Raw genomic sequence first — 22,081 nt, 5'->3', positions numbered from 1 at the left:
ATCATGCGAGCAATATGCAGCAAATAAAAATTAATAAAAAAAATGCTTTGATAAGGTATGCTAACCATGTTGCCCGAGCTGAAAATCGCGCAGTTGCGTTACTTCGTACTGGTCGCCGAACACAAGAGTTTCCACGCGGCCGCCCGCCAGGCCTTTCGCACCCAGCCTGCGATATCCCTGGCCCTGCGTGAACTGGAGCAGAAGCTGGGGCAGGCACTGGTCGAAAAGGGCGGTGGCCGGGTAGAGCTGACGCCATATGGCGAGCATTGCCTCCCGTTGTTTCGTGGCTTGATCGAGCACCATGACCGTATTGCGCGTGAAGCCATGCTGTTTGCCCGGCATGAAATCGGCCAGGTCAGCATCGCCACCGTGCCTTCTGTGGCCAGCCGAATGCTGCCAGGGCCGCTGGCCCGCTTTGTGGCCGCGCACCCCAATGTGCAGGTCAGCATTCAGGACGGCACGGCCGAACGTGTGCAGCAGTTGCTCGCTCAAGGGCAAGTGGATTTCGGCATCAGCAGCCTGTGGGTGGACGATGACCAGCTCGAATTCGCCCCCATCGTGAATGATCAGGTTGGCGTGGTGTGCCGCAGCGACCACCCGCTGGCGCAGGCGGGGGGGCGGCTGCATTGGGCGCAGTTGCTGGGCGTGCCGATGATCCGCAACGGTACCTCGCAATTACTGGCGGGTACCGAGGCCGAGGGTTTGCTGGCCGATAGCCGGCTGTTCATTTCCAACATGATTTCGTTGATCGCCATGCTGGAGGAGGGGGTAGGGATCAGTACCTTGCCGTACCTCGCTTTTCCGCAGGAGAACGAAAAACTGGCGTTCGTACCCCTTGTCGAGCCCAAGGTAGAACGGCACATCGGCATGCTCACCCGCAAAGGGCGCAGCTTGTCACCTGTGGCGGGGGCACTGATGGCGTTTCTGCAAGTGCAGTTGGCGAAGGCTAGCTGATTCGTTGGCCGTAGGGGCATGGCGCGCCATGGCCGGCACTGAGGTTCGCAAACGCACGCCCGGGCTTCAGATAACCGGGCCTGAAGGCACGCTGACACCTGCCAGCGTGGTGAACGAAATATCCTTGGCCGTCAGCAGAAAATCACGCACGTACGGCACCTCCAGCATGTCACTGCGCAGTGCCGCATAGAGGTTTGCCTGCAGGCCGTGTTCGCCAAGGCGCTTGGCGGTTACATAGCCGCGCGAACTGTATTCGTGCACGGCCCAGTTGGGCAGGCAGCAGACGCCGCGCCCGGACGCAACCAGTTGCATCATCATCACGGTAAGTTCTGAGGTGCGGACCTGTGCGGGCTCGACGTCGGCGGGGTCGAGGAAGCGGGTGAAGATGTCCAGGCGGGTGCGTTCGATCGGGTAGGTGATCAGTGTCTGGCTGGCGATATCGGTGGGCTCCAGGTACGGCTTGTGGCGCATGGCGTGGTGGTTGTCGATGGCCAGCAGTGCCTCGTAGCTGAACAACGGCACGTAGCTGATACCCGGCAGTGTCACCGGGTCGGAGGTCACCACCAGGTCCAGGTCGCCGCGCTCCAGGGCTGGCAGCGGCGCGAAGGAAAAACCGGAGGCGAGGTCCAGTTCCACCTCAGGCCAGGCGCCGCGGAACTCATCCACTGAAGGCATCAGCCACTGGTAGCAGCTGTGGCACTCGATGGCGATGTGCAACCGTCCGGCGCAGCCCCCGGCCAGCTTGCCCAGGTCCCGTTCGGTATTGCGGATCTGAGGCAGCACCTGATCGGCCAGCTGCAGCAGCTTCAGCCCGGCGCTGGTGAAGCGCACCGGCCTGGATTTGCGCACGAACAGTGGCATGCCGATGCGCTCTTCCATATCGCGGAACTGGTGCGACAGGGCTGATTGTGTCAGGTGCAGGCGCTCGGCGGCCTCGTGCAGGCTGTCGGTTTCACGCAGCGCGTGGAGGGTTCGCAGGTGGCGTAAATCGATCATGAGTAAAATGGCGGATCAACGCAGTAATGGCGGGTTTTCTTCACTGCTGCGTGATCCTGACAATTCCTTTGCTGGGTTTTCCGTGAGTGGGGTGAGGCTCAAGCCGCGTGAGGCGCGGCGAGGTTGCAGTACTGCCCCTTGAAATACAGCAGCGGCTGCGTGGCAGCAGTTGCCTGCAGGTTCAACGCTTTGACTTCGCCAATCACGATCAGGTGGTCCCCGGCGGCATGTTCGGCGTGAATTTCGCAATCAAGCCAATGCAGGCTGCCGGCAATGATCGGATTGCCCAACGGCGACGCTTGCCATTCGACGCCGTGCCACTTGTTGGCGCCGCGCCGGGCAAACTGGTTGGAAATGCCGACCTGCTCACCTGACAGGATGTTGACCGTGAAGCGGCCAGCCTGGCGAATTTTCGGGTAGCTGGCCGAACTGGACATCACACTGAATGACACCAGCGGCGGGCTCATCGATACGCTGTAGAACGACTGGCAGGTGAAGCCGATCGGCTCACCTTCGTGGTGCGATGTAATCACCGTGATGCCGGAGGCGTAGTGCCCGAGTGCCTGGCGAAAAGTCGACGGCTCGATCGCCGTACCGAAAAGCAACATGGTAGGTCCTGTGGCTGCATTCATTTCAGCGTGCGTTAGCGAGTTCCTGACGGACAATGGCTGCGCCTGCACTCAAGGCCTTGAGCTTGCCGCTGGCTACCTGGCGGGGCAGGGGCGCCATGCCGCAGTTGGTGCAAGGGTAGAGCTTGTCGGCATCGACGAATTGCAGTGCCTTGCGCAGGGTGGCGGCGACCTGTTCGGGTGTTTCAATGGCATGGGTGGCCACATCGATGGCGCCGACCATGACTTTCTTGCCGCGAATCAGCTCGAGCAGGTCCATCGGAACATGCGAGTTATGGCATTCCAGCGAAATGATATCGATGCTGGACTGCTGCAGTTTGGGGAAGGCCTGTTCGTATTGCCGCCATTCTGAACCGAGGGTCTTTTTCCAGTCGGTGTTGGCTTTGATGCCATAGCCATAGCATATATGGACGGCCGTTTCGCACTTGAGGCCCTCGATGGCCCTTTCCAGGGTAGCCACGCCCCATTCATTCACATCGTCAAAGAAAACATTGAATGCCGGTTCGTCGAACTGAATGATGTCCACGCCCGCGGCTTCCAGTTCTCTGGCTTCCTGGTTGAGAATCTTGGCGAACTCCCAGGCCAGTTTCTCGCGGCTTTTGTAGTGGTTGTCATACAGTGTGTCGATCATGGTCATGGGGCCGGGTAGCGCCCACTTTATCGGCTGTGTGGTGTGCTGGCGGAGGAACTTGGCATCTTCGACAAACACCGGTTTTTGTCGAGCGACAGCACCCACCACCGTCGGTACGCTCGCATCGTAGCGATCACGGATCCTGACAGTTTTCCGTTGTTCGAAATCAACGCCGCTGAGGTGCTCGATAAACGTGGTGACAAAGTGCTGGCGGGTTTGTTCGCCGTCACTGACGATGTCGATACCGGCGTGTTGTTGTTCTTGCAAGGCCAGGCGCAAGGCATCCTGTTTACCTTCGACCAGTTGCGCGTCTTGCAACTTCCACGGTGACCAGAGTGTTTCGGGTTGAGCAAGCCAGGCGGGTTTAGGCAGGCTGCCGGCCGTGGAGGTGGGTAGCAATGTGTTCATGAACAGTGACCTTGTGCTTTGAATGTTCAACGTGCGTATTGAGCGGACCATTGCGCTAGCGTGGCCTGGTAGGGTTTGACAAATTGCTCCTCGGCAAACTTGCCCTGCTCGATCGCCAGGCGGCTGCGCTCTTCCCGGTCGTAGACAATGCGCGTGAGCGAGTAATCCTGGTTGTTCAGGCTGGGCTGGTAGGCCTTGCCTGCAGGAGAATTGGCGTTGTAGATCTCGGGTCGGTAGATTTTCTGAAAGGTGTCCATGGTGCTGATGGTGCTGATCAGTTCAAGGTCGGTGTAGTCAGCCAGCAAGTCGCCGGCAAAATAAAACGCCAACGGGGCGACGCTGTTCGGCGGCATGAAATAGCGCACCTTCAAGCCCATTTTCTTGAAGTATTCATCCGTCAGGGAGTATTCATCCTGCTGATACTCAACCCCTAGCACAGGGTGCTGATTTTCGGTGCGCAGGTAAGTCCTGCTGCTGGATACGCTCAGGCAGATAACCGGTGGTTTGCTGAAATGCTCCTGGTAGGTTGGCGAGTTGACGAAGCATTTGAACAGGTTGCCATGCAGCTCGCCGAAATGATCGGGTGTGCTGAAGGTCGACCGATGCTTGTTATGCTCCAGTAACAGCACACTGAAGTCGTAATCGCGCACGTACGAAGAAAAGTTGTTGCCTACTATGCCTTCGAGGCGCGTATTGTTTTGGCGGTCGACAATATGGGTTTTCAAAATCTCGATCAGCGGCAGTGCATGGCCGTGCTGCGCATTTTCAATATTCATTTCCACCGATATGATGTCCAGCTCTACGCGGTAGCGATCATGCTCGGGGTTGTCCCAGTGCGCCAGCGCATTGAAACGGTTATTGATCATCGTCAAGGTATTGCGCAGGTTTTGCTGGCGGTTTGCACCCCGGGCCAAATTGGCGAAGTTGGTCGTGATGCGGGTGTTTTCGGCGGGGTGATAATGTTCGTCGAACGCAATGCGCTTGACGGTGAATGTTGGCGCTTTATTCATGGTGACGGCTTCCAGATGCCTGAGTGTGAGCAACTCAGTGCTGGTCAGTTGCGTAGGCTGAGTCGTTCACACCGTAATCTTGATGTGTTTGATTGAGGCGTATCCTAGGCGGGGCGCTGCATGAATGATATTGAAGTTATTTCACAGGTTTTTTAGCCCTGTTCATGATGCGTTGCCTGGACGACTGCGGCATCATGGCCGCCTGGCCCTCACCTCACCCAGGAGACAGCGATGATCAAAACCGGCGATCAACTGCCCGACGTTACCCTTTATCAATACAACAGCGACGCAGGCGCCTGCGCGATCGGCCCGATGGCCTTTTCCATTCGCGAGCGTTGCAAGCACAATAAGGTGCTGATCTTCGCGTTGCCGGGCGCATTCACGCCGACGTGCTCTGAACGTCACGTTCCCGGTTATGTCGCGGCGGCCCCTGCGTTCTGTGCGGCTGGCATTGACGAAATCCTGTGCGTCTCGGTGAACGATGCCTTTGTCATGAACGCCTGGGGCAACAGCATGCAGGTCGGGGATGCGGTCAAGATGATCGGCGATGGCAATGGCGAATTCAGCGAGGCGCTGGGGCTGACCCAGGACCTTTCGGCACGCGGTTTGGGGCGGCGCTCGCAGCGGTATGCGATGTTGGTCGACGACCAGGTAGTCCAGTACATTGCGGTTGAAAGCCCCGGCAAGTTCGAGGTCAGCGATGCGGCCAGCCTGCTGGCTGTGTTGCGCTAGCCATACCTTTCAGGCCTTGCCGACAACGGCTGTCAGGGCTGCCAGAACACTTTTCGAACCGGCCGCTAACAACAAGGTATAAACGGTTGAAACTTCACCAACTCAGGGCGCTGGTCGCCATTCATAACGCAGGCAGCATCCTCGAAGCCTCCAAGCTCATGCACGTTACTCAGCCCGCGCTGAGCCGTTCGATCAAGGAGCTGGAGCGGGAGGTGGGGTTTACCCTGTTGCAGCGGTCGCACAAAGGCATGGCCCTTACCGAGGAAGGCAAGCGTGTCATCCGCCATGCCAACCTCGTGGTAGAGAGCATACGCCGCCTGCAGATCGAAGCGGCGAGCATTCAGGATGCGGCGCTGGGCGCCGTGTCGATCGGGGTTACGTCGTTGACGGCGATGCTCGATGGCGTCGATGACAGTATCCTGGCCTTTCGGCGCAAGTACCCGCGGGTGAAGATCACCATCACCGACCTGCGTCCCAGCCAGATCCTGCAGCGCTTGCGCGATGGCAGCCTGGACTTTGCCATTACTTCGCAGCAACCGCTGAGTCGGCTGAGCCTGGACTGGGAGGCGCTGGGCAGTATCAAGGGCAGGGTGATTTGCCACGCCTCGAATCGGCAGAAGTTCAGCCAGTCACTGCGCACCTTGCAATACGCCCCCTGGATCAGCCTGGACGAGTTGTCGGACCAGGCTTCGCAGTTTCACCAACTGTTTGAAGCCAATGGCCTTCGGGTGCCACAGAACACTGTTGAATGCACTTCAGTGATGATGGCGCTGAAGCTGTTGAAGAACACGGAATCGTTGATGACCATCAGCGAGCTGGCGGTGGACCAAGGGTCTACCTACGGTATCGATTGCGAGTTCGTAGCCATGGCGGTGCAGGAGTTGATTCCGGATTACCCCATCAACCTGGTCTGCATTGACCGCCACAGCCTCACGGCGCCTGCCCAGGAGCTGTTCCACAGCTTGCGCGGGCAGGTGCTCAAGCAGACCCGCCCCGTGGGGTCAGAAGTGGTAGTACATGCCTAGCGAGACGTTGCTTGGGTTATCGCCCGCCTGGTCCACCGGGGTCCCGGCGTAGGTGACCGACGAGGCGCGCTGGTTGGCGATCATGCCGAGGCGTCCATAGAGGGCCCAGCGGGGGTTGATGAAATGGTCATAGCCGATCATCACACCCCACGCGTCCTTGTCACGGGCGCTGACCTGGCGTTGCATCACCGCCAGGCGCAGCACGTCCAGTTCGCCCACTGGCGCCATCATGCCGAAAGTGTACAGCGTGGTGCTGGGCGTGCCGGCCTGGTCCACATCCTGACGCTGCCAGGTGAGGCTGGTGGCCAGCGGGCCGAAATCGTAGAACGCCGACAGGCTCTTGAAATCGTTGGCGGTCTGGCGTGAAACGCCGCCGTCGTCCCATGGGTCGCTGTAGTAACGGTTGTAGGAGGCCAGCAACATCACCCGGCTGTTGCGGTACTGCAGCCGGGCGCCACCGCCACGCACGGTGCGCCCAGCGCTGGCGGCATCGTCGAAGCCGAAGCTCAGCGCGGTACCGAGGCTGAAGCCGCTGAAGGTCGGGCTGGTGTAGGCCAGGGTGTGCTTGGGGCGCAGGTCAAGGTAATAGGCGCCCTTGCCGGCGGCAGGCAGGGCCAGGTAGGTGTAGGGCGAGCCATAGGTGGCCAGGAACGGGTCGGCGTAGGTGGGCGTGGCCATGCCGTAGGTCTTGCCGAACTCGAGCTTGCCCAGGGTGCGCGAGCGCAGGGCGACTGTCGCCAGGCGCAGGGTACCGACGGTGTCCCAGGTGCCCTCCAGGGCCTCGCCATTGAGGTTGAAGCCCTCCTCGACGTCAAGCTCCACGACGGTATCGGGGTCAAGCGCCTTGCGTGCGTACAGCCCGAGCTTGTTGGTCCAGGCGCCGCCACCGGCCAGCCTGAAACCCGAGTGGTGCTGTGAGTCGTGATAGCTGGCGAATGCATCCACGGTGCCGTACACCTTGAGCGTGTCATCGAAGCCGTAATCCAGCCCGTAATAACCAAAACCCGGCGCAATCCGCGCGAGCGTCGGAAAACCCTCTGCCTGTGTCTGCGCAGCAAGGCAAGCCCCTTGGATCATCAACAGCAACGATGTAATGCGAGTGTTCATTCACGACTCCAGGCCAGCACGGTGATGGGGTGGCTTTAGCGTCGGTGAACAGAACGTTGCAGCGTGATTGCTTATTCGGTCAGGTCATGCCGTTTGGTTAATCAGGGGCTGGCGCGGCGTGTGGATTGGCGAGCGCATCCGCGTTAGACAGGCTTGGTACCTGCGTCAACGCTGCGCTACGGCTGCTGATTTGTGGGCGTTATTGGGGCCGCGCGCGGAGCGAGGGCGGACTGTGCGCCAGCGCAGGGCAGTTTGGCCAACGATCGCGCCGGCTAATTAATCATTGGTTATCCCTATGCCGAAACTGCAAGTGTATTGGGTGCCCGATTGGCTGATATTCGCTGCACGCCGCGATTTGCCAACGGAGACAACAATGATCAGACCGCTACCCACATCGCCGAGCCTGCAAAAAGGTGCGCATTCAGCCGCGCAGGTATCGTCCCCCCGTAAAACCTTGGTCGCCTGCTCGTTGGGCAATGCGCTGGAAATGTACGACTTCACGATCTACAGCTTCTTCGCTGTACTGATCGGCAAGCACTTCTTCCCCTCTGACTCGGCCATGGCGTCGTTGTTGATGTCGCTGGCCACCTTTGGCGTCGGTTTCCTGATGCGCCCGGTCGGGGCGATGGTCATCGGCCGCTATGCTGACCGGCATGGACGCAAGGCCGCTTTGAGCCTGACCATCGGGCTGATGACCCTGGGCACCGCAATGATTGCCTTTGCGCCCACGTATTCACAGATCGGGATTTTCGCCACTTTGCTGCTGGTGACCGGCCGGCTCATCCAGGGCATGTCGGCAGGCGGGGAGGTCGGTACCGCGTCGGTGTTCCTGATGGAATCCAGTGCAGTCGGCAATCGCTGCCAGAGCGTCAGCTGGCAGGCCGCCAGCCAAGGCTATGCCGCCTTGGTAGGGGCCGGCTTTGGGCTGGCCCTCAGCCAGTTGCTCGACCTCACGGCGCTGGAAATCTGGGGATGGCGCATACCGTTCATCTTCGGCCTGCTGATCGGGCCGGTCGGTTGGTACATACGCACGCGGTTGCCGGAAACCCATGAGGCCGCACCGGCGCAGAAGGCAGAGCAGGGGCTGGATGCCGAACTGCTCAAACGCATCGCCCAAGGCATCGGCCTGATGGCCAGCTCGACCATTGGCATGTACCTGTTCGTGTTCTACATGCCGACCTACCTGACCACCGCCTTGCATTACCCACCCGGCAGCGCGATGGCGATTGCCTGCATCAGTAGCGGTTGCATGGCCGTCATCTGCCCGTTGGCCGGCAAATTCGCCGACAAGTATCAGCTCAGAAAACGCCTGCTGGTGTGGACGGTCGCCGCGCCGGTGGTGTTGACCCTGCCCGTGTTCTATCTGCTTGGGCACGTGCAGCACATGGGCCTGGCCATGATGGGCGTGGCGATCCTGATCTTGCCGACCTGTATCGGTGCCGGTGCGTTCTTCGCGCTGATCATGGAGGGCTTCCCGAAGGCCAGGCGCTCGTTCGGCACCTCGGTCAGCTACAGCCTGGGTGTGACCCTGTTCGGTGGTTTTTCGCCGTTGGTGGCCACCTGGCTGATTGCAGCGCTGGGCACGCCGTTGGCGCCAGCTTACTTCTTGCTGGCCGGCGGCATCGTCAGCCTGGCCTGCCTCAGGTACTTCCCCGAAAACAAAGGATGCGAGTGATATGGGTATTTTGCAGAGCAATCAAACACGGGGCTCAGCTGCCGAGCTGGATGAGTTCGTCATGCTGCGCCGGCAGATCCACGCTGCGCCGGAAATTGGCGGCGACACCCCCGATACAGCGGCCCTGGTAGCCGACAAGCTGCAAGCGTTGGGCTATGAAGTGCATCGCAATGTAGGTGGGCATGGTGTGGTCGGCGTGCTGAAAGTGGGGGACAGCCCGCGCAGCATCGGTTTGCGTGCAGACATGGACGCACTGCCGATGGGCGAAAAGAATGCGTTTGCGCATGCCAGCAAGCTCCCCGGCCGCATGCATGCCTGTGGCCATGACGGGCATACCGCGATCCTGCTGGCAGCCGCTGCGCAACTGGCGGCTACGCGCCAGTTCAACGGGACGTTGAACGTGATATTCCAGCCCGACGAGGAAGGCCTGGCGGGGGCCAAGGCGATGATCGACGACGGCCTGTTCGAGCGCTTCCCGTGCGACTCGGTGTATGCGCTGCATAACATGCCCGGCCTGCCGGTGGGCACGTGCGTGGTGCAGGCGGGGCCCACCATGGCGTCTTCCGAACGTGTCAGCATTCGGATTACCGGCAAAGGTGGGCATGGTGCGATGCCGGAACTGTCGGTAGACCCGGTGATGGCGTTGAACAGCCTGATCAGTGGCATCCAGACCATCAAGTCGCGCAACCTGAGCGTCGAGGACTACGCCGTGATCAGCATCGGCATGATCCAGGCCGGCACCGTCTACAACATCATCCCTGACGAGGCCTGCATGTTGCTGAGCGTGCGCACCGACACGGCCCAGACCCAGCAGAAGATCAACAGCCGCATTGACGCCCTGGCCAAGGGGCACGCAGAAAGCTATGGCGTGGAGATCGAGGTGCAATTCACCCAACTGGCGCCCGCCTTGTGCAACAGCGATCACGAAAGCGCGTTGCTGCGTGACAGCCTGAGGCCGTTGTTCGCCGACGGCGCGTTGCTGGACAAGATGCCGAAGAAGGTCATGGGCACCGAAGACTTTGCCTACATGTTGCAGGCGCGGCCGGGCTGTTACTTCATGCTGGGCAATGGCACGGGCGAGTTCCATGGGTGCTCGGTGCATAACCCCCACTACGATTTCAATGATGCGTTGGTGAAAATTGGCGCTGATTGTTGGGTGAAGTGGGTTCAGGACTATCTGCGTTGACACTGCGTCATCTGCGTTGGAATGGTCTACGCTCTCAGCCGAAGCGCGTCGTGACAGGCTTCATCCCGTTATCGTCGCTCTGGCGATTCACACCGACGGACCAGGCTCGGTCCAAAGAGGGTGCTGCAATGGCGACTATCGACACCGAGAACCTTGCAAAGGGGCTGCAGCAGGTTGAAGCCTGCTGGCAGGCGTATACCTCGTCACAGCGGCTTGTCGAAGGCCTCGCGGGCAGCGACCGGAGCAGTGCCATTGAAACCGCCAACCGCGATTTCACCAGGTTTCAGAACCAGTGCCAGCTGTTTTATGCCGAAGTGCGCAAGAGGGCAGCGGATGCGGACAAGCTGGAGAGCGACATGGCACGGTATCCCCATTACTTTCAGTGACGCCCTGATTGAACGTCGCGCTGTGCCTGGGTTCTGACAAGCAAAGGGTACAGCGAGGACGCTTTCATGAGCATCGAACGCAACATTCCCGAGCTTGAAGCCTGGTACGCCCAGTACGACGACATCAGTTACCGGCGCGCGTCACCGGATGCCTACCACCATGAACTGCTTCGCACAGCCGAGGCCCTGCGCGACAACGGTGCCATCGACTGGGACGACTGGTTGGCGCTCAAGGCGCTGGCCGATGAGGCGCATATCCGCGCGCTGGAAGATGCCGTGCAGGCCCATGTGAGCGACCCGGACGCATGAAAGCGCTGAAGATTGCCACCTTCAACATCAATGGCATCCGCAGCCGTTTGCCGGCGCTGCTGGCCTGGCTGGAGCGGGAGCAGCCCGACATTGCCTGCCTGCAGGAGCTGAAGGCGGCCGATCAGCAGTTCCCTCGCGCGGAGCTGGAGGCAGCAGGCTATGGCAGCCTTCATCATGGGCAACCGTCATGGAACGGCGTGGCCATTCTGGTGCGGGGCACCGATCCGCTCGAGGTTCGCCGCGGCTTGCCCGGCCTGGAAGAGGACAGCCAGAGCCGCTATCTGGAAGCTGCGGCACACGGGGTGTTGGTCGCTTGCCTCTACCTGCCGAACGGAAACCCGCAGCCCGGGCCCAAGTTCGATTACAAGCTGCACTGGTTCGAATGCCTGATCCAGCATGCGCGCAGCCTCTATGGAAGTGGCCACCCCACGCTGCTGGCAGGGGATTTCAATGTCGTGCCCACCGACATGGACATCTATAACCCGCGTTCCTGGCTGAAGGACGCACTGCTGCAGCCTGAGTCGCGAGCGTGTTACCAACGACTGCTTGATCAGGGCTGGCTCGATGCCATACGCCATCTGTACCCGGACGAGCGTGTCTACACCTTCTGGGACTATTTCCGTAACCACTGGGCCCGCAATGCCGGGTTGCGAATCGATCACCTGTTGCTCAATCGCGAGCTTGCGCCTTATCTGAAACGGGCGGGTGTCGATGCATGGGTGCGCAACGAGGCCAAGGCCAGCGACCATGCGCCCGTCTGGATCGAGCTGGGTACGCGTCGTGCTCGGTCATAGTCAGTTCAGCACATGAACGAGCGCCGGGCTGAGGCGCTCCGACAGTAGCCGACTTCAGATTGCATTCAGATTCGGCCCCGATAATTCCCTCCGTCGCACCCAGGCGGGGAAATTTCATGACTCAGACTCATCAATGGCACAGTTTGCTTCCGTTACCCATCGGTAGCCATGCCGATCATCAGGCGCATCTTTCTCTTCACCTCAGCGGCGATCATGGGCGAGGCGAGCTGGAGCACTTCATACACGAGCGCTTTGCCTGCGTGCACCAGGCGGATGTGCAGCATTACCTGCCGGAACTGCTTGCCTTGCAGGGTAGCCACGGTCGCCTGATCGCGGCGGCGGGCATGCGACCGGCCAGCGAAGGGCCGCTCTTTCTTGAGCGGTACCTGGACGAGCCTCTGGAATCCGCTGTTTCACGGGTAACCGGTGCCTCACCGGATCGCAACTGCATGGTAGAAGTAGGCAACCTGGCCTCGCTCAGCGCCGGCAGCGCTCGAATAATGATCATTGCCGTGACGTGGTTGCTGGCCATGCGCGGTTTGGAGTGGGTCGCATTCACGGGCGCCGCGACACTGTTCAACAGTTTCCAGCGACTGGGGCTGGTGCCCACTGTTCTGGCCTCAGCGGATCCTGCGCGCTTGCAGGGCCAAGTGGACCAATGGGGGACCTACTACGACCAGCGACCCCAGGTATTTGCCGGCAACATAGGCTTTGGCTTCGATGCCCTGAAGCAGGCGGGCATGTTCGAGCGGCTTGGGTTTCCCATGCTAACCCTGGAGACCGGCCATGCGGCATGAACTGACTGCCTTTCAGGCACTGTTGCGCCAGCACGCGCTGGAACATCCTGACGCCGTGGCCGTCCAGGGCGATGCGCAGCGTTACACCTACCGGCAACTGCTCGACGAAGTCGAATCTCGGGCGGGCTGCCTGCGTAGCCAACCACCAGGAACCTTCGCCGTGGTGCTGGATAACGGGCCCGAGGCGCTATTCTGGGATTTGGCGGCGCTGTTCGCCGAACGCGCCAGTGTGACAGTGCCGTCGTTTTTCAGCGCGACCCAGTTCCAGCACTGCTTGCAGCAAAGCGGAGTCACGGCGGTCGTGTGCGAGGCGCAGTGGGCCGAACAGCTCGTTGCGCTTGGCTTTGCCCGGCAGGCGCCAGCTGGCGTGTGGCAGCGTGACAGTTTTGTCGCCCCGGCGCTGCCTGAGGGCACAGCCAAGATCACTTACACCTCCGGTAGCACCGGCACGCCCAAAGGCGTGTGCCTGAGCGCTGAAACCCTGCTGCGTGTGGCGCATGAGCTGGAGGCCGCCAGCCGCCCAACCGAGCCGCAGCGATACCTGGCGGTACTGCCACTGGGTGTTCTGCTGGAAAACCTGGGCGTCTACGCCGCGCTCATGGCTGGCGCTTGTGTGCAGCTCTATCCGCAGCAGCAGTTGGGGATGGGAGGCGCAAGCCAGGTCGATTTCAAGCGCCTGCTGGGCGCAATCGCCCTCAGTGGTGCGCAGAGCCTGATCCTTGTGCCGCAACTGCTGATGGGGCTGGTGACAGCGATCGAACGCGGGCTGATGCGGGTCGGCCCTCTGCGTCTGGTGGCGGTAGGCGGCGCTCGGGTATCGCCAAGCCTGCTCGCGCGGGCCGAGGCGGTCGGTTTGCCGGTGTTCGAAGGTTACGGCTTGTCTGAGTGCGCCTCGGTAGTGGCGCTCAACCGCACAGGGGCTGTGCGCCCTGGGAGCGTCGGCAAGCCATTGCCGCATGTGCAGGTGCGCATCGCCGAGGATGGCGAAGTCCTGGTGGCCGGCTCGACATTGCTGGGCTATCTGGGAGAGCCGCCTGTAACCGGGCAGTGGTGGGCAACAGGCGATGTAGGGCACCTCGATGAGGAGGGCTACCTCTACCTGGATGGCCGCAAGAAGCATCAGTTCATCACCAGCTTCGGGCGCAACGTCAACCCGGAGTGGGTGGAAGCCGAGCTGAGCCAAAGTGGCGTGATCGCCCAGGCTTTCGTGCATGGCGAGGCCTTGCCACGCAACCTTGCCTTGCTCTGGCCGCTGGATCCCGGCATCAGCGACGAGGCCATCGAACAGGCCGTACAGCAATGCAACGCGCGATTGCCCGATTACGCCAGGGTGCACGCCTGGCGCCGCTTGCCAGTGCCTCTTAGCACGCTTGACGAAACCCTGACTGCCAATGGCCGCCCGCGACGTGAGGCGATCTTGCAGCGTTACCACACCCTATTGTCCGACATCTCGTTGTGAGGTTCACAATGTCCTTTTTCGACACCCTGCAAGTACAAACCGCCCAAGAGCGTCAGGCGCTGTTCGCCGTACCGGTGATCCGCGAAGCGCTGGCCGGCCAGGTCAGCCTGGACAGCTACGTCGCCTTCCTGACCCAGGCCTATTACCACGTGCGCCATACCGTGCCGCTGATGATGGCCTGTGGGGCTCGATTGCCGCTGCGGCTGGAGTGGCTGCGCGGCGCGGTCTGCGAATACATTGAAGAGGAATACGGCCACGAGCAGTGGATCCTCAACGACATCAAAGCGTGCGGCGGTGACTGGGAGGCCGTGCGCGATGGCCAGCCGGTGCAATCCATCGAGCTGATGGTCGCCTACCTGTACGACCTGATCGCCCGTGGCAACCCAGTCGGGTTGTTCGGCATGGTCAACGTGCTCGAAGGCACCAGCATTGCCCTGGCCACCCAGGCGGCAGGCGTTATCCAGAACACATTGGCACTGCCTGACCAGGCGTTCAGCTACCTCAGCTCGCACGGTGCGCTCGACCAGGAGCACATGGTGACCTACAAACAGTTGATGGACCGCCTCGACGATGCCGGTGACCAGCAGGCCGTCCTCCACGCGGCCAAGGTCGTCTACCGCTTGTACACCGAGATGTTCCAGGGCTTGCCGCGTGCCGGGCAGCAAGAGGTGCACCATGCGTTTGGCTGAGTCCGTGGTAATCCTCACCGGCGCCAGTGGGGGCATAGGCCTGGAATTGGCTGAACAGCTCTGCGCTGCCGGTGCCCAGGTGTTGGCCGTCAGTCGGCATATGGGCAAGCTGGCTGGCCTGATGAACCGGTACCCTGATCGTCTGCGCTGGCAGGAGGCCGACCTGCGCAGCCCGTCAGGGCGCGAACATGTCATCGAGCGGGCACGCGAGATGGGGGCTGTCAATGTGCTGATCAACGCGGCTGGCGTGAATCGCTTCGCTCTGCTCGACCAGCTGGATGAGTATGCGCTGGACGAGCTATTGGACATCAACCTGAAGGCACCCTTGCAACTGACCCGGGCCTGCCTGCCGTTGCTGCGTGCTCAGCCCAAGGCGTTGGTGGTCAATGTCGGGTCGACCTATGGCTCGATCGGCTACCCCGGCTACGCCACCTACTGCGCCAGCAAGTTTGCGCTGCGTGGTTTTTCGGAAGCGCTGCGCCGCGAGTTGGCCGACACCACGGTGAACGTGCTGTATGCCGCCCCCCGGGCGACCCGCACAACGATGAACAGCAGTGCTGCGACTGCGCTCAATCAAGCGCTGAAAGTTGGCATGGACGACCCTGCGGACGTCGCCCGTGCTGTGCTCGAGGCGGTGCAATCCGAGCGCACCGAGCTTTATCTGGGGTGGCCGGAAAAGCTCTTCGTGCGTATCAACGGGATGTTGCCGGGCATAGTCGATCGCGCACTGCGCAAGCAACTGCCAGTCATTCGCCGCTATATCGGCAGCCATTCCAAGGAGTCGAACAAATGAAGCGTCTGTTCATTGCCAGCTTGCTGGCATTTGCACCCTTCACCTGGGCATTGGACCAGGCAGGCAGCCAGCGCCTGAGTGATCTGCAGCAGCGCTGGGCGCAGATTCAGTACCAAATGCCCAAGGACACGCGTGCCGACGCCTTCGAAAAGCTGGCAGGCGATGCAGCAACGTTTGTTCATCAGTATCCGGGCACACCTGAACCCTTGATCTGGGAGGGCATCATCAACAGCAGTTGGGCGGGGGCGACGGGTGGCCTCGGTGCACTGGGCAAGGTCAAGGCGGCGAAAGCCAGCCTGGAGCAGGCCATGAAGCTGGACCCCAACGCCCTGCAAGGTTCGGCCTACACCAGCCTGGGCACGCTGTATGATCAGGTGCCCGGCTGGCCTATCGGTTTCGGTGATGCCGAAATGGCCGACAAGATGCTGCGCAAAGCCTTGCAGATCAACCCCAACGGTATCGACAGCAACTATTTCTGGGCTGATCATCTGTATCGGCAAAAGCGCTACCCTGAAGCTACCGCAGCCCTGCAGAAAGCCTTGCAGGCACCGCCCCGGCCGGGGCGTGAGTTGGCTGACCAGGGCCGGCGTGCCGATATCGATGCTTTACTCAAGGCCATCAAGGACAAACAGGACTGAACATGCGGCTGTTGCTGGTTGAGGATGACATTGCACTGGGGGAAGGGATCTGCGACGGCTTGCGCCAGGAGGGGTACACCCTCGACTGGTTGCGGGACGGTGTCAGTGGCTTGCATGCGCTGCAACACGAGACCTTCGACCTGCTGATCCTGGATCTTGGATTGCCCCGTATGGATGGCCTCGAGCTACTCAGGCGATTACGCGCCGGCGGCGACTGCTTGCCGGTGCTGATCCTCACCGCGCGGGATGCCCTTGATGATCGCATTGCCGGCCTGGATGCCGGCGCCGATGATTATCTGGTCAAGCCTTTCGACCTCAACGAGCTCAAGGCGCGCTTGCGCGCCTTGCTGCGGCGCAGCGTCGGGCGCGCCAAGGTACTGATCGAGCATGCAGGGGTCAGCCTGGACCCGACCACCCAACAAGTGCATTACAACGGCGTCGAAGTTGTGCTCACCCCCAAAGAGTATGTGCTGTTGCATGAGTTGCTGGCACATCCCGGCAAGGTATTCACACGTGAGCGCCTCACTCAACTGCTGTATGGCTGGGATGAAGAACCGGAGAGCAACACGCTGGAGGTGAACATCTACCACCTGCGCAAGAAGCTGTTCAACGGCCTGATTCGCACGGTGCGCGGCATTGGCTATCTGGTCGAGGTCAAGGCATGAGCTCGTTACGCCAGCGTACGCTGTGGCGCGTGATGCTCTTGCTGCTACTGGGCACCGGCCTGCTCGCGCTCTATAACTACCATGACAGCAGCCACGAAATTAACGAGGTGTATGACGCGCACCTGGCCCAGAACGCGCGTTTGCTGCAAGGCGTCATGAGCATGCCGGTACAAGAGGGCTCGCGTGAGGCGCTGTATGAGGCCTTCAACGATGCCTTGGGCAAAGCGGGGCGGCACCAGGTGGGCCACCCTTACGAAAGCAAGCTGGCATTCCAGGTCTGGGGTGAAGGCATGGCGTTGCTGGTGCATACACCCAGTGCGCCGCCCATTGACCCACCACCCACTGCTCCAGGGTTCTACGACTTTTCCAGTGGCGGTGAGCAATGGCGCGGTTTCGTTTTGCCGGTGCCAGAAAAGCACTGGCTTATCTGGGTGGGTGAGCGTGATGATGTGCGCTACGACCTGATCGACCGCATCGTTCGCCACACGCTGTTCCCGTTCCTGCTTGGCAGCCTGGCGTTGGCACTGCTGGTGTGGGCTGCGATCGGCTGGGGGCTACGGCCACTGCAGAACATGGCCAATGTCATCCGCAGGCGCCATGCCGATTCGCTGGAGCCGCTGCAACTGGTACCGCTTCCCACTGAACTGGAGCCCATGCAGGCGGCCATCAATCGCTTGCTGGCGCAGATCGACGATCTGCTGCGGCGTGAGCATCGCTTCATTGCCGATGCTGCCCACGAAATGCGTACGCCTCTGGCCGTACTGCGGCTGCACGCGCAGAACGCGCTGGCCGCCAGCAATGATGCCGAGCGCGAGAAAGCCCTGGGCTTTCTTGTGGGCGGGGTCGATCGGCTGACACGGGTGGTCAACCAGTTGCTGACATTGGCCCGCGTTGAGCCAAAACTGGGGCAGCGAGCCAGCGCCCGGATCGACCTGGCCGAGGTCGTCACCGAAACGCTGGCTGAATTGACCCCATGGATACTGGACCGTGGCCTGGAACCCTCGCTGGACATCGACGAAGGGGGCCACCACCTGCAGATCGACGCCGGCGCGCTGGGCATTGCGCTACAGAACCTGGTGTCCAACGCGGTAGAACACTCACCGCCTGGGGGGCGCATCGCCGTGTCACTGAGGCGCCTGGCCAGCCGTATCGAACTGGTCGTCGAGGATGAAGGGACGGGTATCGACGAGGAGAGCCTATCCCGTGTATTCGAACGCTTCTATAGCCGAAACAGCTCAAATGGTGCTGGCCTCGGGCTCTCCATCGTCGCGACCATCATCGACCGTATGGGGGGGCAGGTACGCCTTGAAAACAGAGCGGGTGGCGGGCTGGCCGCTACCCTGTCGTTTCCACTGTCTTGAATCACGTTTGCGTCAGATGGATCGCTGATTGACCCGCTCAGACAGCTGCTCGGCGCTTTCCTTGCGCTCCGAATAGCGATCCACCAGGAATGCCTGGCGGTCGCGCAGCAGCACGGTGAACTTCACCAGCTCCTCCATGACATCAACCACGCGATCGTAGTACGGCGATGGCTTCATCCGCCCGGTGTCGTCGAACTCCAGATAAGCCTTGGGTACCGAAGACTGGTTCGGGATGGTGAACATCCGCATCCAGCGGCCCAGCACACGCAACTGGTTGACCACGTTGAACGACTGCGATCCGCCGCACACCTGCATCACGGCCAGGGTCTTGCCTTGGGTGGGGCGCAATGCCCCCAGCGCCAACGGAATCCAGTCGATCTGTGCCTTGAACACCGCAGACATCGCCCCATGGCGCTCCGGCGAGCACCACACCTGGCCTTCTGACCATTGCACCAGTTCTCGCAGCTCCTGCACCTTGGGATGCTCCACGGGGACATCGTCAGGCAGCGGCAGGCCCGACGGGTCGAAGGTGCGGGTTTCGGCACCGAAGTGCTCCAGGAGGCGCGCGGCTTCTTCTACCAGCAAGCGACTGAAGGCGCGTTCTCGGGTAGACCCGTACAGCAGCAGGATGCGTGGTTTGTGTTCGCTGGTCGGGGTTGCCGAAGGCGGCAGGTCGAACAGCGTGAGGTCGAGGTTAGGCAGTTGCTCGGACATGATTTCTTCCTGTTCAATGCGAGCCGATGCGATCCAGCGCGTGCTTGAGCTGCTCGCGGTCGAGTTGATCGAACGGCAGTGCGAAGAAGGCCTGGCAGCGAGACTCGATGCGGGCCAGTGTGGCGCGGAACGCCGCATCGACCGATGCTTCGTCACCCACGACATCGGAGGGGTCTTCCAGCCCCCAATGCGACTTCAGCGCAGGGCCGAAATACACCGGGCAGGCTTCGCCCGCGGCCTTGTCGCAGACGGTGATGACGATGTCGGGTGGGTTGCCCTCGAATGCATCGTTGCCTTTGCTGCTCAGGCCCTTTGTCGAAATATTGGCCTGCTGCAACGTGCTCAGGCTGCGTGGCAACACCTGGCCCTTGGGGAAACTGCCAGCGCTGACTGCCTCGAAACCGGGCGGTGCCAGGTGGTTGAACATTGCTTCGGAAAGGATGCTGCGGCAGCTGTTGGCCGTGCACATGAACAGGACTCGCATGGAGGGCTCCTCCGCTGGGGGCGAACGTCAGAGGCTCAGGCGCAGTGCCAGAGCAGAAAGGGTGATCAGCAAAACCGGTACGGTGAGCAGCAGGCCGACCTTGAAGTAGTAACCCCAGGTGATGCGCATGCCTTTACGCGCCAGCACATGCAGCCAAAGCAGTGTGGCGAGGCTGCCAATCGGGGTGATCTTCGGGCCGAGGTCGCAGCCGATGACGTTGGCGTAGATCATCGCCTCACGTACCACGCCCTCTGCGCCGCTGGCCTGGATCGACAAGGCGCCGATCAGCACGCTGGGCATGTTGTTCATGACTGAGGACAGCAGCGCGGAGATCAACCCGGTGCCAATGGCCGCGCTCCACAGGCCCTGCTCGGCAAGCCTGTCCAGCAGGTGGGTGAGCATGTCCGTGAGGCCGGCGTTCTTCAGGCCGTACACCACCAGATACATGCCCAGAGAAAAAATCACCACCTGCCACGGCGCTTCCCGCAGCACGCGACGGGTTGAGATGCGGTGACCGCGAGCGGCCACGGCAAAGAGGATTGCGGCACAGACGGCGGCCACCGCACTGATCGGGATGCCCAGAGGTTCCAGTACGAACAGGCCTGCAAGCAACACCAGCAGCACCCACCCACCGACTTTGAAGGTGGCGTGGTCATGAATTGCCTCGCTTGGCGCCTTCAGCGCATCGAGCGCGTACTGCCTGGGGATATCACGACGGAAGTACAGAAACAGCACCAGCAGGGTGGCCGCCACGCTGGCGATATTCACCGGCACCATCACCGATGCGTATTCGGCGAAGCCCAGGCCGAAGTAGTCGGCCGAGACGATATTGACCAGGTTGGAGACCACCAGCGGCAGGCTGGCCGTGTCGGCAATGAAGCCTGCGGCCATGACAAAGGCCAGTGTCGCTGCAGGTGAGAAGCGCAGCGCGAGCAGCATCGACATGACGATGGGGGTGAGGATCAGCGCCGCACCGTCGTTGGCGAACAGCGCCGATACAGCGGCGCCGAGCAGTACGCAGAAGGCGAACAGGCGGTAGCCGCTGCCGTTTGCCCAACGCGCCACATGCAATGCGGCCCATTCGAAGAAACCGGCCTCATCCAGCAGCAAGCTGATGATGATGACCGCGATGAACGTGGCGGTGGCGTTCCAGACAATGGCCCATACGGCAGGGATGTCATGCAGTGAAACGGCGCCTGTAGCCAGGGCGATGATGGCGCCTAGCGCGGCGCTCCAGCCAACACCGAGCCCCTTGGGCTGCCAGATGACCAGTATGAGGGTGAAGACGAAGACAGCAATGGCGGGCAGCATGAAAATCTCGCTTGGTGATGATCAGCAGCAGACGGAATCACGCACGGGGCGACCGTCCATGTTCTTCAGCCGAAGGGCATTGTCAGCCAGCCATTGCGAATTGGCGTGCAAGGTGACCTGAAGCATTTCGTGAACCCAGGAAGGCAGTTCCGGATTCAGGCGGTAATACACCCATTGGCCCTGACGGCGGTCCAGCAGCATGCCAGTGCTGCGCAGTTGTGCCAGATGGCGACTGATCTTGGGTTGGCTGTCGTCCAGCGCGCACATCAGTTCGCAGACGCACAGTTCGCCCAGGCTGGCGATAAGCAGCGTGGCGCGAGCGCGGGTTTCGTCAGAGAGGCTCTTGAAGACATCGGGCGGTGTGATCATGGGGGTGCCTGTACATGCGGAAAGCCGAATATACGTATTTCCATATGTTCGAGCAAGCATTCCTGGGCTGGTGCGCTTGCAGCTCACCATGGCCACGCCCTTCGGTCGACAAAAGCAGGGTTTTCGCAGGCTTCAGACGCTGATGGCACTGCAGGGTGTATAGTGCCTGCTCGGGTGACTGTCGTTCAGTGGCTCATAACCGAGAGGCCAACATGTCCCAGACGTACCCCAGCGCGGCCCAAAAAGCCCATGTGCGCATCTGCGAGCAGGTCGAAGCTTTCCTTCAGCATGGCGGCCGCATTCAGCAGGTAGCGATCGGTGTCACCGGCTACGCTGATGGTGTCTCCAGGGCGCAGTGGAAAAAAGAGCGAACGGCCAAGCCTTGAGGATGCCGGCAGTGTTTATCTGCCAGTAGGGGCCACACCATCAGAGCGCCGCGCGCGCTTGCTTGCCAGGGGCTCTCCCGTGGACGAAGAACCAAGCGATTTTTCGGTAGCCGTGTGCATTGGTATTTCCGAACAGCAAGTCACGTTGTACCGCCGTGAAACGTTCCATTTAGGTGATGGTTCATGGCTTGTGCATTTCGCGTTCTCCATGCCCAAAGAGCTGCGTCAGCAACTGACCGGCAGCTTCACATTGTTGTTGAAAGCCCCGCGAGCGTTCGGTGACGCTCGTTGGACCGATGAAGCTTGAACAGCGTAGCGGGGTGCCTGCGCGTCTTCACTGCTGAACCCTGGGTGGTCGCGCAGAGCTCTTCCAGCAGTTTCTTGACCAACGCATGGTCTTGAATCAGCAAATCGATAGCATTCATGGTGTCACCTCGTCGCGGGCGAATGAACAATGGCTTGCATGGAATTGAGTGACAGTGGGCGGCAGGGTTCAACGTCGATGATGGCTGGCAAAGCGCGCTTCGAGGTCACGCTGCGATTACGCGCTGCCAGAAGCGCCAAGGCCCGCGT

Annotated in this window: 26 protein-coding genes and 1 pseudogene; 17 read left to right on the top strand and 10 right to left on the bottom strand. The window is 61.0% G+C overall.

All coding sequences use genetic code 11. From position 1 onward, the window contains the following. Positions 1 to 66 precede the first annotated feature (66 nt). The gene (locus tag AA098_RS16330) at positions 67 to 954 is read left to right on the top strand and encodes a LysR family transcriptional regulator (protein ID WP_060538188.1); all 888 of its coding nucleotides are present in this window, start codon (positions 67 to 69) and stop codon (positions 952 to 954) included. A 66-nt stretch (positions 955 to 1,020) separates the two neighbouring features. Here AA098_RS16330 and AA098_RS16325 read toward each other — a convergent pair whose 3' ends face one another. The 4 genes from AA098_RS16325 to AA098_RS16310 form a co-directional block, all read right to left on the bottom strand. After that, positions 1,021 to 1,950 carry a LysR family transcriptional regulator gene (locus tag AA098_RS16325; RefSeq protein WP_054888216.1) on the bottom strand — a complete coding sequence of 310 codons (930 nt, stop codon included), beginning with the start codon at positions 1,948 to 1,950 and terminating at the stop codon, positions 1,021 to 1,023. 98 nt (positions 1,951 to 2,048) lie between these two features. Next, positions 2,049 to 2,558, bottom strand: coding sequence for a flavin reductase family protein (locus tag AA098_RS16320; protein WP_064614774.1), 510 nt, complete (start codon positions 2,556 to 2,558; stop codon positions 2,049 to 2,051). A 25-nt stretch (positions 2,559 to 2,583) separates the two neighbouring features. Then, positions 2,584 to 3,618 carry a methionine synthase gene (locus tag AA098_RS16315; protein WP_064614773.1) on the bottom strand — a complete coding sequence of 345 codons (1,035 nt, stop codon included), beginning with the start codon at positions 3,616 to 3,618 and terminating at the stop codon, positions 2,584 to 2,586. Positions 3,619 to 3,644: 26 nt separating this feature from the next. Further along, positions 3,645 to 4,628 (bottom strand): DUF1852 domain-containing protein, encoded by a 984-nt coding sequence (locus tag AA098_RS16310; RefSeq protein ID WP_064614772.1) that lies wholly within the window; start codon positions 4,626 to 4,628, stop codon positions 3,645 to 3,647. A gap of 231 nt (positions 4,629 to 4,859) precedes the next feature. On the opposite strand from AA098_RS16310, the gene AA098_RS16305 reads away from it, so the two are divergent. Continuing rightward, a complete protein-coding gene (locus AA098_RS16305) occupies positions 4,860 to 5,360 on the top strand; it encodes a peroxiredoxin (RefSeq protein WP_064614771.1) in 501 nt (166 codons plus the stop codon). Positions 5,361 to 5,446: 86 nt separating this feature from the next. Then, a complete protein-coding gene (locus AA098_RS16300) occupies positions 5,447 to 6,385 on the top strand; it encodes a LysR family transcriptional regulator (RefSeq protein WP_060538179.1) in 939 nt (312 codons plus the stop codon). On the opposite strand, the gene AA098_RS16295 is transcribed toward AA098_RS16300, so the two are convergent. After that, positions 6,362 to 7,492, bottom strand: coding sequence for a porin (locus AA098_RS16295; protein ID WP_060545006.1), 1,131 nt, complete (start codon positions 7,490 to 7,492; stop codon positions 6,362 to 6,364). The genes AA098_RS16300 and AA098_RS16295 overlap by 24 nt on opposite strands. Before the next feature lie 373 nt (positions 7,493 to 7,865). Between AA098_RS16295 and AA098_RS16290 the strand changes: the two genes are divergently transcribed. The 12 genes from AA098_RS16290 to AA098_RS16235 all read left to right on the top strand — a co-directional run bounded on the left by AA098_RS16290 (position 7,866) and on the right by AA098_RS16235 (position 18,244). Next, positions 7,866 to 9,167, top strand: coding sequence for an MFS transporter (locus AA098_RS16290; protein ID WP_064614770.1), 1,302 nt, complete (start codon positions 7,866 to 7,868; stop codon positions 9,165 to 9,167). Position 9,168: 1 nt separating this feature from the next. Further along, a complete protein-coding gene (locus AA098_RS16285) occupies positions 9,169 to 10,353 on the top strand; it encodes a M20 aminoacylase family protein (protein WP_054888219.1) in 1,185 nt (394 codons plus the stop codon). 128 nt (positions 10,354 to 10,481) lie between these two features. Continuing rightward, complete coding sequence (locus AA098_RS16280; RefSeq protein ID WP_003254043.1) at positions 10,482 to 10,739, top strand: hypothetical protein; 258 nt, start codon at positions 10,482 to 10,484, stop codon at positions 10,737 to 10,739. A 66-nt stretch (positions 10,740 to 10,805) separates the two neighbouring features. Further along, positions 10,806 to 11,048 (top strand): hypothetical protein, encoded by a 243-nt coding sequence (locus tag AA098_RS16275; protein WP_060538177.1) that lies wholly within the window; start codon positions 10,806 to 10,808, stop codon positions 11,046 to 11,048. Next, on the top strand, positions 11,045 to 11,842 hold the full coding sequence (gene xth, locus AA098_RS16270; protein ID WP_004576498.1) for an exodeoxyribonuclease III: 798 nt from the start codon (positions 11,045 to 11,047) through the stop codon (positions 11,840 to 11,842). Before AA098_RS16275 ends, xth begins: the two co-directional genes overlap by 4 nt. Before the next feature lie 116 nt (positions 11,843 to 11,958). Further along, positions 11,959 to 12,639 carry a thermostable hemolysin gene (locus AA098_RS16265; protein ID WP_033725924.1) on the top strand — a complete coding sequence of 227 codons (681 nt, stop codon included), beginning with the start codon at positions 11,959 to 11,961 and terminating at the stop codon, positions 12,637 to 12,639. Further along, positions 12,629 to 14,098 carry an AMP-binding protein gene (locus AA098_RS16260; protein WP_064614769.1) on the top strand — a complete coding sequence of 490 codons (1,470 nt, stop codon included), beginning with the start codon at positions 12,629 to 12,631 and terminating at the stop codon, positions 14,096 to 14,098. The genes AA098_RS16265 and AA098_RS16260 overlap by 11 nt, the downstream gene beginning before the upstream one ends. Positions 14,099 to 14,106: 8 nt before the next feature. Beyond that, positions 14,107 to 14,787: a TenA family transcriptional regulator gene (locus tag AA098_RS16255; RefSeq protein WP_003254035.1), complete on the top strand. Its 681-nt coding sequence runs from the start codon at positions 14,107 to 14,109 to the stop codon at positions 14,785 to 14,787. Continuing rightward, on the top strand, positions 14,774 to 15,580 hold the full coding sequence (locus tag AA098_RS16250) for an SDR family oxidoreductase (protein WP_004576501.1): 807 nt from the start codon (positions 14,774 to 14,776) through the stop codon (positions 15,578 to 15,580). Before AA098_RS16255 ends, AA098_RS16250 begins: the two co-directional genes overlap by 14 nt. Continuing rightward, positions 15,577 to 16,218 (top strand): hypothetical protein, encoded by a 642-nt coding sequence (locus tag AA098_RS16245; RefSeq protein WP_003254032.1) that lies wholly within the window; start codon positions 15,577 to 15,579, stop codon positions 16,216 to 16,218. The genes AA098_RS16250 and AA098_RS16245 overlap by 4 nt, the downstream gene beginning before the upstream one ends. Before the next feature lie 2 nt (positions 16,219 to 16,220). Further along, positions 16,221 to 16,883 (top strand): response regulator, encoded by a 663-nt coding sequence (locus AA098_RS16240; protein WP_064614768.1) that lies wholly within the window; start codon positions 16,221 to 16,223, stop codon positions 16,881 to 16,883. Further along, the gene (locus tag AA098_RS16235; RefSeq protein ID WP_064614767.1) at positions 16,880 to 18,244 is read left to right on the top strand and encodes a HAMP domain-containing sensor histidine kinase; all 1,365 of its coding nucleotides are present in this window, start codon (positions 16,880 to 16,882) and stop codon (positions 18,242 to 18,244) included. Before AA098_RS16240 ends, AA098_RS16235 begins: the two co-directional genes overlap by 4 nt. 12 nt (positions 18,245 to 18,256) lie before the next feature. Here the strand turns inward: AA098_RS16235 and arsH are convergent, their stop codons facing one another. The 4 genes from arsH to AA098_RS16215 are packed head-to-tail and all read right to left on the bottom strand — an operon-like array spanning position 18,257 to position 21,122. Further along, complete coding sequence (arsH, locus tag AA098_RS16230; RefSeq protein ID WP_004576503.1) at positions 18,257 to 18,958, bottom strand: arsenical resistance protein ArsH; 702 nt, start codon at positions 18,956 to 18,958, stop codon at positions 18,257 to 18,259. Between the two features lie 13 nt (positions 18,959 to 18,971). Further along, entirely contained in the window at positions 18,972 to 19,442 is a 471-nt protein-coding gene (locus AA098_RS16225; RefSeq protein ID WP_054888223.1) for an arsenate reductase ArsC, read from the bottom strand. A gap of 27 nt (positions 19,443 to 19,469) precedes the next feature. After that, on the bottom strand, positions 19,470 to 20,753 hold the full coding sequence (locus tag AA098_RS16220) for an arsenic transporter (RefSeq protein ID WP_004576505.1): 1,284 nt from the start codon (positions 20,751 to 20,753) through the stop codon (positions 19,470 to 19,472). 21 nt (positions 20,754 to 20,774) lie between these two features. After that, positions 20,775 to 21,122 (bottom strand): metalloregulator ArsR/SmtB family transcription factor, encoded by a 348-nt coding sequence (locus AA098_RS16215; RefSeq protein ID WP_003254021.1) that lies wholly within the window; start codon positions 21,120 to 21,122, stop codon positions 20,775 to 20,777. A 212-nt stretch (positions 21,123 to 21,334) separates the two neighbouring features. On the opposite strand from AA098_RS16215, the gene AA098_RS29545 reads away from it, so the two are divergent. Then, positions 21,335 to 21,508 carry a hypothetical protein gene (locus AA098_RS29545; protein ID WP_019751183.1) on the top strand — a complete coding sequence of 58 codons (174 nt, stop codon included), beginning with the start codon at positions 21,335 to 21,337 and terminating at the stop codon, positions 21,506 to 21,508. A 79-nt stretch (positions 21,509 to 21,587) separates the two neighbouring features. Continuing rightward, complete coding sequence (locus AA098_RS16210; protein WP_003254020.1) at positions 21,588 to 21,815, top strand: hypothetical protein; 228 nt, start codon at positions 21,588 to 21,590, stop codon at positions 21,813 to 21,815. Between the two features lie 19 nt (positions 21,816 to 21,834). On the opposite strand, the pseudogene AA098_RS29255 reads toward AA098_RS16210, so the two are convergent. Continuing rightward, positions 21,835 to 21,933: pseudogene (locus AA098_RS29255) on the bottom strand (hemerythrin domain-containing protein); the annotation flags it as partial. Between the last annotated feature and the right edge of the window lie 148 nt (positions 21,934 to 22,081).

The organism is Pseudomonas sp. JY-Q, assembly GCF_001655295.1.
Taxonomy (GTDB): domain Bacteria; phylum Pseudomonadota; class Gammaproteobacteria; order Pseudomonadales; family Pseudomonadaceae; genus Aquipseudomonas; species Aquipseudomonas alloputida.
The sequence above is the reverse complement of the archived record's forward strand: the minus strand, read 5'-3'. Positions and strand labels throughout refer to the sequence as shown.